Source organism: Neobacillus drentensis, from assembly GCF_036962765.1.
GTDB classification, from domain to species: Bacteria; Bacillota; Bacilli; order Bacillales; family Cytobacillaceae; genus Neobacillus; species Neobacillus drentensis_C.
Window position 1 is genome coordinate 1 of record NZ_JBALOS010000289.1, and the last position, 9728, is coordinate 9728.

The following is a 9728-nucleotide window of genomic DNA, read 5'->3' on the forward strand; positions in this document are numbered from 1 at the left end:
ATTGGTTTTGTCCTTCATCTGTAGTGAGTCGCCAATTATGCGTACTAGTCCCTCCATTTCTCATAAACATTCACATTGAACAATAAGTTTTGTCCCTTAAAAGAAAACCTTTGTAAAATAGCAAGGGAAAACGGAACAGAAAAAGAAAAATCGTTGATACAATAATAAAAAAATTAGGGCGTAAATTCCTATGTTAATTCATGCCTTAAATATAATGTGATTTACCTTTTTGTACCCCGTATCGGAACCCGTTACCCTCAGACAGGCCCCTTATATTAAATTAATCTTGTGTATTGCAAACTTTTATTATAAAATGATTCGCTGCTATTAAAAGTGATAAATATAAAAATTTCACACAGATACAAAATGTGACAAAGTTCACACTATACTTTTAGTAGAATAGTAGTAAAATCTAAGAAGATGATTGTTTAAGGATGTAAAACCAAATGGTTTAAGTCGAAGAACGTCGATAACTGGATGTATAGGTACGGGGGGAATATTTATGGAAAATGCTTTATCAGAATCCGTTGAGGGAAGGGCCAAACAACGGGGGAAATCAGAGAAACCAGCTAAATGGTTTAAAAGCTGGAAGTTTATCACAACAAGTATCATCATTATTATTGCACTCACAACTGCGGGAATCAGCTATTATCAGGCAAATCACTTTAATGCTCATATCAAGCTCAACGGCACAACAGTCGGGGGACTGACTGCTGAACAGGCACTTAAAGCGTTAAAAACATCTGTCTTAAAAAACGAAGTCTATGTCGGAGAACAGCAAATTATAGATGGTAAAGATACAACAATGGGATTTACGGAGCAAGATCTATCAGGTGTGAAAAAATTATTAAAAAACCAGCATACGTTTTTTCCTTCTTCCAAAGCTAAAAATTATTCATTAGTTCCAAGCAATCTCGATCAGTATCGCAGCCAAGAGTTGAAAAAACAAGTGGAAGACAAGCTTGCATCCATGAATAAAAGTTTAACTGCGCCAAAAGATGCACAGGCCCGTTTGGAACAGGGTAAAATTATCATTTCAAAAAGTAATAATGGCCAGCAGTTTGATGTCGCTAGTTTATTAAAGGACTACGAAAAGCAGGAGTATACTAGTGAAATTCGTCTTAATCCTGTATACATACAGCCAATCAAAGAAGACAGTCAGATTGTAAAAAATGAAGAGAAAAAGCTGCAGGAACTCCTTCAACGAACCGTTGATTTTAAGGTCCAGGATAAAGTATATTCCTTAAAAGGCAGCGAGTTAATTAAAACTGCTTCTGTGTCAAAGGACATGAAGATGAAAATAGATCAAAGCGATCTTGACAAGAAAATTGATGAAATTAATAGTTCTCAAGCCACATTAGATAAAGATTTCACCTTTAAGACCCATTCAGGTAAAGTCATTAAGGTTAAGGGGCAAGGCTATGGCTGGGCATTAGATGTGAAAAAGGAAACAAAACAGATTAAGACGGCTTTTGAAAAAGGTGAGAAATCCGTTACTGCTTCTCATATTATCGGACATGGCTGGAGTAATGAGGGCTACGGTTATGAAACGACTACGAACAATGGCATAGGCCATACGTATGCCGAGGTGTCGATTGCACAACAGCGTGTTTGGCTTTATAAAAATGGAAAATTAGTCCTCACAACAAATGTCGTGACTGGCAAACACAGCACCGGTGAGGATACATCAAAAGGAGTCTGGTATATCCTTTTCAAGCGAACACCATCCGTACTCAAGGGCTCACATGTAGGCAGTGGTTCTTATGAAGTGAAAGTCAATTATTGGGCTCCATTTACGAACAGCGGGCAAGGGTTCCACGATGCCAGCTGGCGGTCAAACTGGTCAAGCACTGCCTACCTTAATGCAGGATCAGGTGGCTGTGTCAACACCCAAGCTAGTATTATGAAAACTGTTTATAATAATCTCGAAACATACGAGCCGGTGGTCATCTATTAACCAATGAATCAGGAAATCGATAACGATTTCCTGATTTTTTTATGAAGTAAAACTGTAACCATAAGTGGTAATTGAGAAATTTTTATAGTAATTGAAAATTTATTTTTAGAGTTACTAGATCATAACGAATCGGATAGATTCTATTGCATTTATACTAAATCCGGATTTCATGCTTGACAAACCAATACGATTTATATGATAATAACTTTGTAATTAGAATTATTCTATTTAACTAATAATAATTAAAAGGTTATCATTGTTATTGGTTATTTATAGTTTTGACTTTAGGTCCAAAACTAGTTAACAATAAATCTCAAAAAACATTCTAGGAGGAAATAAATCATGTCTTTAATCGGAAAAGAAGTACAAGCATTCACAGCACAAGCCTACCATAACGGTGATTTTATTACCGTTTCTGAAGCAAACCTTAAAGGAAAATGGAGCGTGGTTTGCTTTTACCCAGCAGACTTTACATTCGTATGCCCAACTGAACTAGAAGACCTGCAAAACCAATACGCAACATTGAAAGATCTTGGTGTAGAAGTTTACTCTGTATCTACAGATACTCACTTTACTCATAAGGCATGGCATGATCACTCACCTGCTATCGGCAAAATTGAATACATTATGGTTGGTGACCCTTCTCAAAAAATTTCTCGTATCTTTGATGTACTAGACGAAGAAGAAGGTCTTGCACAACGCGGTACTTTCATTATCGATCCAGACGGTAAAGTTCAAGCTATGGAAATCAATGCAGATGGCATTGGCCGTGACGCAAGCACGATTTTGAACAAAATTAAGGCGGCACAATACGTTCGTAACAATCCAGGTGAAGTTTGCCCAGCTAAATGGCAAGAAGGTGGAGAAACACTTAAGCCAAGCCTTGACCTTGTAGGTAAAATCTAAGAGGTACGTTTAAAAATACTAAGGGAATTGGAAGCTTCCAATTCCCTTTTTCAGTACATAATTAAAACTGCTATTTTATATATTACAGCATCACTTTTTTAAAGCCTAATAATAGTGGGATTTTTCACTTGACTGATAATGAAGTTTATATGATAATAATTATTGAATTAGAATTATTATTATTTATGGAATTATCCACTGACTCGAAGGAAAAATTTAAGGAGTGAGATTAATGCTAGATAAAGATATAAAATCACAGTTAGCCCAGTACCTACAATTAATGGAAGGCGATGTGCTGCTTAAAGTGAGCGCAGGATCCGATGATGTTTCTCGAGACATGCTGGTTTTAATAGATGAATTAGCCGCCATGTCAGCTAACATTAAAGTAGAGAAAACCAAATTACAAAGAACACCAAGCTTTAGTGTGAATCGTATCTCCGAAGACACTGGGGTAACTTTTGCTGGTGTTCCTCTTGGACACGAATTCACATCATTAGTATTAGCTCTGCTGCAGGTCAGCGGAAGAGCTCCTAAGGTTGATCAAAAGCTTATTGATCAAGTTAAAAATATTAAAGGTGAATATCATTTCGAATCTTACATCAGCCTAACCTGCCACAACTGTCCTGATGTGGTACAAGCACTAAACATCATGAGCACTCTTAACCCTGGCATTACGCATACCATGATTGATGGTGCAGCGTTTAAAGAAGAGGTAGAAAGCAAAGACATCATGGCCGTACCAACTGTTCTCCTAAATGGTGAATCTTTCGGCAGCGGCCGTATGACACTTGAAGAAATCCTGGCCAAGATGGGCAGTGGTTCTGATGCATCAGAGCTTTCTGATAAGGAACCATTTGATGTGCTTGTTGTTGGAGGCGGCCCTGCCGGTGCAAGTGCAGCCATTTATGCGGCACGCAAAGGTATTCGTACGGGGATTGTGGCTGAACGCTTTGGCGGTCAGGTTATGGACACAATGGGCATCGAAAACTTTATCGGCACAAAATATACAGAAGGTCCTAAACTCGCAGCAAGTCTTGAAGAACATGTCAAAGAGTACAATGTTGATGTTATGAATTTACAGCGTGCTAAGCGTTTAGTGAAGAAGGATCTTATTGCCATCGAACTCGAAAACGGTGCTATTTTGCGAAGTAAAACTGTTATTCTTTCAACAGGTGCCCGCTGGCGTAATATTGGTGTTCCTGGCGAAGCAGAGTTTAAAAACAAAGGTGTAGCATACTGCCCACATTGTGACGGTCCATTGTTTGCAGGAAAAGACGTAGCCGTTATTGGCGGAGGTAATTCAGGTATTGAAGCAGCCATTGATCTCGCAGGCATTGTGAACCATGTTACAGTTCTTGAGTTTGCGCCAGAGCTTAAAGCTGATTCTGTCCTTCAGGACCGTCTTTACAGCTTGCCTAACGTAACGGTCTTAAAGAATGTTCAGACAAAAGAAATTACTGGCACCGACAAGGTAAACGGTATTTCTTACATCGATCGCGATACACAAGAAGAGCATCACGTTGAATTGCAAGGTGTGTTTGTCCAGATTGGTCTTGTACCAAATACCGACTGGTTAGGCGAAACCATTGAGCGGACTCGATTTGGGGAGATTGTTGTAGATAATTATGGAGCAACCAACATACCAGGAGTGTTTGCGGCTGGAGACTGCACAAATAGTCCATATAAGCAGATTATTATTTCAATGGGATCAGGTGCAACTGCAGCATTAGGTGCATTTGATTATCTAATCCGAAATTAATGACTAAAGTCACTTACTACCAGTTGGGTAGTAAGTGACTTTTTTTTATATCTAGGCACCCCGCAAAAATGAAACTATAATCGGAACAAACATCGAAATAATCGTTGCTGTACTTACCATTCGAATCTCCCCTTTTTTATCCTATTAACCGTATTATTATCATTATCGATAATGATAATAATATGCTTGTTAATTACTGTCAATACTTTAATGTTAGCTAACTCGTCCCTCTTCTCTCTATATAATCGGGGAGTAACAGTCCCGGCATCTGGGAATACTTGTATGAGATTAAAAATATGGAGAGAAGCAGGAGAGAAAAATGTTCTTATTTATAAAGTTAATCATTAGTATAACCTTCATTATTCTGTGGTTGCGTGAATGTAGGAACGATTTAGTCCAGTCTCTAGGTAATTACTTTTTTATTCTATTTATTACAATTCTCATTTACGACATTTTCGCACTTAACCTAGAAATGATTACGATAATTGAAAACCCATTTAGTCTCCTCCATTTGATTATGGATCGGATTATATTAGTGCCTCTCTCTCTTTTCTTTTTACAAAAGATTAGTAAGCACTTTTCCGTAAAAATCATCTTTTCTATTGTATGGATTTATGTTTTTAAATTACTTGTAACAGCAAATGAAAGGTTTCAGATAGTCCACTTGAAAAACTGGACCTTTTGGAAATGGGGATATGTAGGCGGAATCACTGTCGTTATGTGTCTTCTATTTGAGTATTGTTTATTCAAGTTAGTAAGGAGTAGAATAAACAATGCCTCTTTCAACAAAATTTGATGTAAATGAAATTTTCATTATCATTCTTGCTATTATCTTATCATTAATAGTAGTAAAACTTTTTCCAAAAAGATTTACTTACACGACAAGTATCGTCTTGTATTTATTTAATATTTCTACCGGAATAGCTGTAGACCATATTCTCGCTGGTCCACCATTAGACCTATACGATGTATTTGATATGAAGAAATTTGAGTTGTTTGATTTAATTTTATACTTATTTGTTTATGGACCTGTGACCTATATTATCATTTTCATTTATGATAAATGGTTTATACACAAGTCAAACCTCAAGAAATTCATTTTCTTAATTTTTATATCTCTACTTAATATGGGAATGGAGTTTATTGCAGCCAAATTAAATGTTTATACGTATAGCGGATGGCATTTATACTACTCTTTTCCTGTTTACTTTATGACCTATTTCATTAGTATTTTTTTCTTGCATTTATTGAAAAACAGAGAAACCAGAGGATGATTTTCTTCGTAATTACTTTATGAAGAGAATGGGGATTTTGTCTGCTTAAATAATAATAAATGATTAAAACACTTGTGTGGTGCCTGATACCGATTTCCTCATAATCAATTTATTTAAATATTTCGCAGACCACAAATAATTTTTTTAAAATAAAGAGCTGTCAACTTATTTAATCATCAACCAATGGTTATATCAGTTGGCGCTCTTTTTTTCAATGGAGATCCAATCATCACTTCCTGCTTTTAGAAAAAAAACACAATCACTACTCACGTATAAATAAATATTAAACATCATACCATTAAGAAAAAAATTTTGAGAAGTAAATAAAGCCGTTTATTGGTAGATGTTTACGGATTTTTCATATATATTTTAGAAAGTTTTAAGGATTATGTGATATGGTACATTTGCAAACAGTATCTCCCATTCAAGAATTAGCCGAAAATGGTGAACTTCCATTATAGAATGAGCAAGAGATAGACACTGGAGTGAATATAATGTCAATTAAAATGAGGTTTCTGTTGTCCTACGTTGGGGTAATCCTTATTTCTATCCTTTTATTTTTAGCAGCTGGTTTCTTACTTATTTTTGCGATAACTGGTGATGTAAAATCTATCGAGTATTTTTACAAAAAATCTTATGTTCAAAAACCATTAACACCAGTAGAGGAAAGTGCGTTTCTAGACTTAAAGCTGTTGGCTAAACATAATCCTAAGCAACTTCTAATCCAAGAGGAACTAAAAAAGATTGAACAGCAAGATATTAAGATTGTCGTAAGAAAGAATAGAAGCATAGAGTACGCTTCTCCCACTCTTAATAAGCAAACATTGATTAAGTCCCTTCCCGGGTTTGAAGAAACGAACATTAATACACGAGATACGATTAAAATTGACGATTTTTTTTTCACTTATGTGAAGTTTGACTTCTATTTTCCAGATAATAGTAAAGGAAGTATTTTTGTATTGAGGAAGGCAAGCTCCTTTGCTGAATTGACTCGGGAGTTGTTTCCCATTTTATTCGGTCTATTACTGGTTCTGTTTATCATGATTATTGGACTTTTGAACTATCTAGTTTCACGAAGCATCATCAAGCCTATTTCAATTCTTAGAGAAGGTGCTGAGAGAATAAAATCAGGAGATCTAAATTTTGAAATCAAAGCTACATCGAACGATGAAATCGGACAATTAAATAAAGCGTTTGAGGATATGAGAATAAAGTTAAAGGAATCCGTAAATCTCCAGATTCAGTATGAGGAAAATCGCAAAGAACTATTGTCTAATATTTCGCATGATTTGAAGACTCCTATTACTTCAATTATTGGATATGTTGAGGGGATAAAAGACGGTGTAGCTAATACTCCACAGAAGATGGACAAGTACTTATCAACTGTGTACCAAAAAGCAAGATATATGGATTCATTGATAGATGAACTGTTCTTATTTTCCAAGCTGGATTTAAAAAAAGAGCCCTTTACTTTTGAAACCGTCGAATTGGATAAATATATGAGAGACTACGTAGAAGACCTTCATCTTGATTTACTCCAACAAGGGATCCAAATTGACCTTCATCTTATGGACAAACCGATAAGTGTAATAGCAGATAGGGAGAAATTAAAACGCGTAATGGCCAACCTAATTAGCAATTGTGTAAAATATATGAATAAGGACCAAAAGAACATTACCATTTCTCTATATGAAGGAATTTACGATGTAACTGTTCAAGTAAAAGATAATGGGCAAGGGATAGAGCCGGCTGCTTTACCTTACATTTTTGATCGTTTTTACCGGGCAGAACAATCTAGAAATTCTCAGACAGGCGGAAGTGGCTTAGGACTTGCCATCACAAAACATATCATTCAAGAGCATGGAGGGGAAATGTGGGCTAAAAGCAAGATAGGAAAAGGTACAAGTATCTTCTTTTCCTTAAAAAAGAAAGGAGATGTATGGTGAAAAAGATATTGCTTATTGAAGACGATGTAAGTATTTCAGAACTGCAAAGAGACTATCTAGAAATTAATCATTTTAATGTCGAAATTCAACATAATGGTGATTCAGGTCTCCTACTAGCTCTTCAAAATCATTATGATTTAATTATTTTGGATGTCATGCTCCCAGGTGTAAATGGGTTTGAGATATGTAAACAAATACGCGCTGTTAAAAATATTCCTATTTTGTTTGTATCCGCTAAAAAGGACGAGATCGATAAAATTCGAGGTCTCGGTTTAGGGGCAGACGATTATATTACCAAACCTTTTAGTCCAAGTGAACTGGTAGCTAGGGTGAAAGCACATTTAGAGCGTTTTGAACGTTTGGCAGGAAATCAGGCTAAAACAAATACCATTTTCGTTCATGGAATATCCATTGATAAGGCAGCGCGCAAAGTTCATATGAACGGAGAAGAAATTCCGTTCACAACAAAAGAATTCGATTTGTTTGTGTTTCTTGTGATGCATCCGAATCAAGTGTTAAGCAAAGAACAGCTATATGAAAATATATGGAGGTTAGACTCGGCAGCAGATGTTTCAACTGTCACCGTTCATATCAGGAAAATACGAGGGAAAATCGAAAGGGATCCTGCACATCCGAAATTCTTGGAAACTGTTTGGGGAGCCGGGTATCGATTTAATGTGTAAATGAAATAATCTGTTTTAGTAACCGTCACAAAGGTGGCGGTATTTTTTATGGATATTAAGAAATTTTATTAAAAAGTTTATCTTTTTTTAAGAAATTATTTAGAGGGAGTTTAAGATTACGTATTAACATAATTTAAGTAAAGATTAATTGAGAATAAGGAGACTACAAAATGAACAAAAAAGTAAAAACATTATCATCCATACTACTCGGGTTCACATTATTACTAACAGGTTGTAACACAATTGCACAAGCCAATCAAAGTGAACAAAAGCAAGAACAAAAATCTAAAGACAGTAAAAAAGAAAATAAGGTAACCAAAGGGCAGGAATTGGCTAGTATACTAAGCAATTCAAACTGGCAAGGAACAAAGGTATATGATAAAGATCATAATGACTTAACAAAGTATAATTCAAACTTTATTGGTCTCGCCAAATATGACGATAAAACATCGAGATATGAATTTTTTGATAAAACCACCAAAGAAAGTCGTGGCGATAAAGGAACTTTCTTTATCACCAACGATGGGAAGGTTAGAGTATTAATATCAGAATCGATGGGTTACCAAGCTGTTGTCAAAATAACAGAGCTAAATAAAGATATGTTTACCTATAAAAGAATGGGTAAAGATGCTAATGGTAACGATGTAGAGGTATTTGTTGATCATATTCCTTATAAAGACACAGAACTTTCCTTTACTGATCCGGATAAGAAGTTGGAAACAACCACAGGAGAAGTAGTGACAAACATTGATGGGGATAAAATTTTAGCAGGCACCCTATGGCAAGGAACCGTGGCATTAGATGAAAATGGCAACGATGTATCCAGTTATAATTCTAATTATTTAGGTCTTGCCAAATATGATGATAAGACAAATAAATATGAATTTTTTGATGCTAAGACTGGTGAAAGCCGCGGTGATTACGGCTATTTCGATATCGTACATGGAAATAAGATAAGAGCCCATGTTTCCCTAGGGATGAAGTATGGTGCCGTTCTTGAACTAACAGAGCTTAATGAAAATAAATTCACCTATAAAAGAAAAGGTAAAGATAAGGATGGGAAAGACATAACCATAACTGTTGAGCATATACCTTATGATGGTGATATTAAACTTAAATTCTCTAAGTAATGAAATACTTCAAGCAGGACTCAGCATGTAGTCAAGAAGGGAATGGTTTTCTCCATTCCTTTTTTGTTTTCTT

At 35.7% G+C, this 9728-nt stretch carries 7 protein-coding genes; all 7 read left to right on the forward strand.

Features of this window, described 5'->3' with window-relative positions; all coding sequences use genetic code 11:
* Positions 1 to 502 precede the first annotated feature (502 nt).
* The 7 genes from V7137_RS27170 (at position 503) to V7137_RS27200 (ending at position 9655) form a co-directional block, all read left to right on the forward strand.
* On the forward strand, positions 503 to 1957 hold the full coding sequence (locus tag V7137_RS27170) for a L,D-transpeptidase family protein (RefSeq protein WP_335700952.1): 1455 nt from the start codon (positions 503 to 505) through the stop codon (positions 1955 to 1957).
* Between the two features lie 342 nt (positions 1958 to 2299).
* Positions 2300 to 2863 carry an alkyl hydroperoxide reductase subunit C gene (ahpC, locus tag V7137_RS27175; RefSeq protein WP_218346920.1) on the forward strand — a complete coding sequence of 188 codons (564 nt, stop codon included), beginning with the start codon at positions 2300 to 2302 and terminating at the stop codon, positions 2861 to 2863.
* Positions 2864 to 3095: 232 nt separating this feature from the next.
* A complete protein-coding gene (ahpF, locus tag V7137_RS27180; RefSeq protein ID WP_335700957.1) occupies positions 3096 to 4622 on the forward strand; it encodes an alkyl hydroperoxide reductase subunit F in 1527 nt (508 codons plus the stop codon).
* 773 nt (positions 4623 to 5395) lie between these two features.
* Positions 5396 to 5896 carry a hypothetical protein gene (locus V7137_RS27185; protein WP_335700953.1) on the forward strand — a complete coding sequence of 167 codons (501 nt, stop codon included), beginning with the start codon at positions 5396 to 5398 and terminating at the stop codon, positions 5894 to 5896.
* A gap of 494 nt (positions 5897 to 6390) precedes the next feature.
* Positions 6391 to 7842, forward strand: a complete 1452-nt coding sequence (locus V7137_RS27190; protein WP_335700954.1) for a sensor histidine kinase — start codon at positions 6391 to 6393, stop codon at positions 7840 to 7842.
* A complete protein-coding gene (locus tag V7137_RS27195) occupies positions 7839 to 8525 on the forward strand; it encodes a response regulator transcription factor (protein WP_335700955.1) in 687 nt (228 codons plus the stop codon). The genes V7137_RS27190 and V7137_RS27195 overlap by 4 nt, the downstream gene beginning before the upstream one ends.
* Positions 8526 to 8695: 170 nt before the next feature.
* The gene (locus V7137_RS27200; RefSeq protein ID WP_335700956.1) at positions 8696 to 9655 is read left to right on the forward strand and encodes a DUF4822 domain-containing protein; all 960 of its coding nucleotides are present in this window, start codon (positions 8696 to 8698) and stop codon (positions 9653 to 9655) included.
* Positions 9656 to 9728 lie beyond the last annotated feature (73 nt).

Excerpts from the sequence above, each read along its gene's own strand:
- V7137_RS27190 (WP_335700954.1), top strand. The coding sequence starts at position 6,391 with ATGTCAATTAAAATGAGGTTTCTGTTGTCCTACGTTGGGGTAATCCTT.
- V7137_RS27200 (WP_335700956.1), top strand. The coding sequence starts at position 8,696 with ATGAACAAAAAAGTAAAAACATTATCATCCATACTACTCGGGTTCACA.
- ahpF (WP_335700957.1), top strand. The coding sequence starts at position 3,096 with ATGCTAGATAAAGATATAAAATCACAGTTAGCCCAGTACCTACAATTA.
- V7137_RS27185 (WP_335700953.1), top strand. The coding sequence starts at position 5,396 with ATGCCTCTTTCAACAAAATTTGATGTAAATGAAATTTTCATTATCATT.
- ahpC (WP_218346920.1), top strand. The coding sequence starts at position 2,300 with ATGTCTTTAATCGGAAAAGAAGTACAAGCATTCACAGCACAAGCCTAC.
- V7137_RS27170 (WP_335700952.1), top strand. The coding sequence starts at position 503 with ATGGAAAATGCTTTATCAGAATCCGTTGAGGGAAGGGCCAAACAACGG.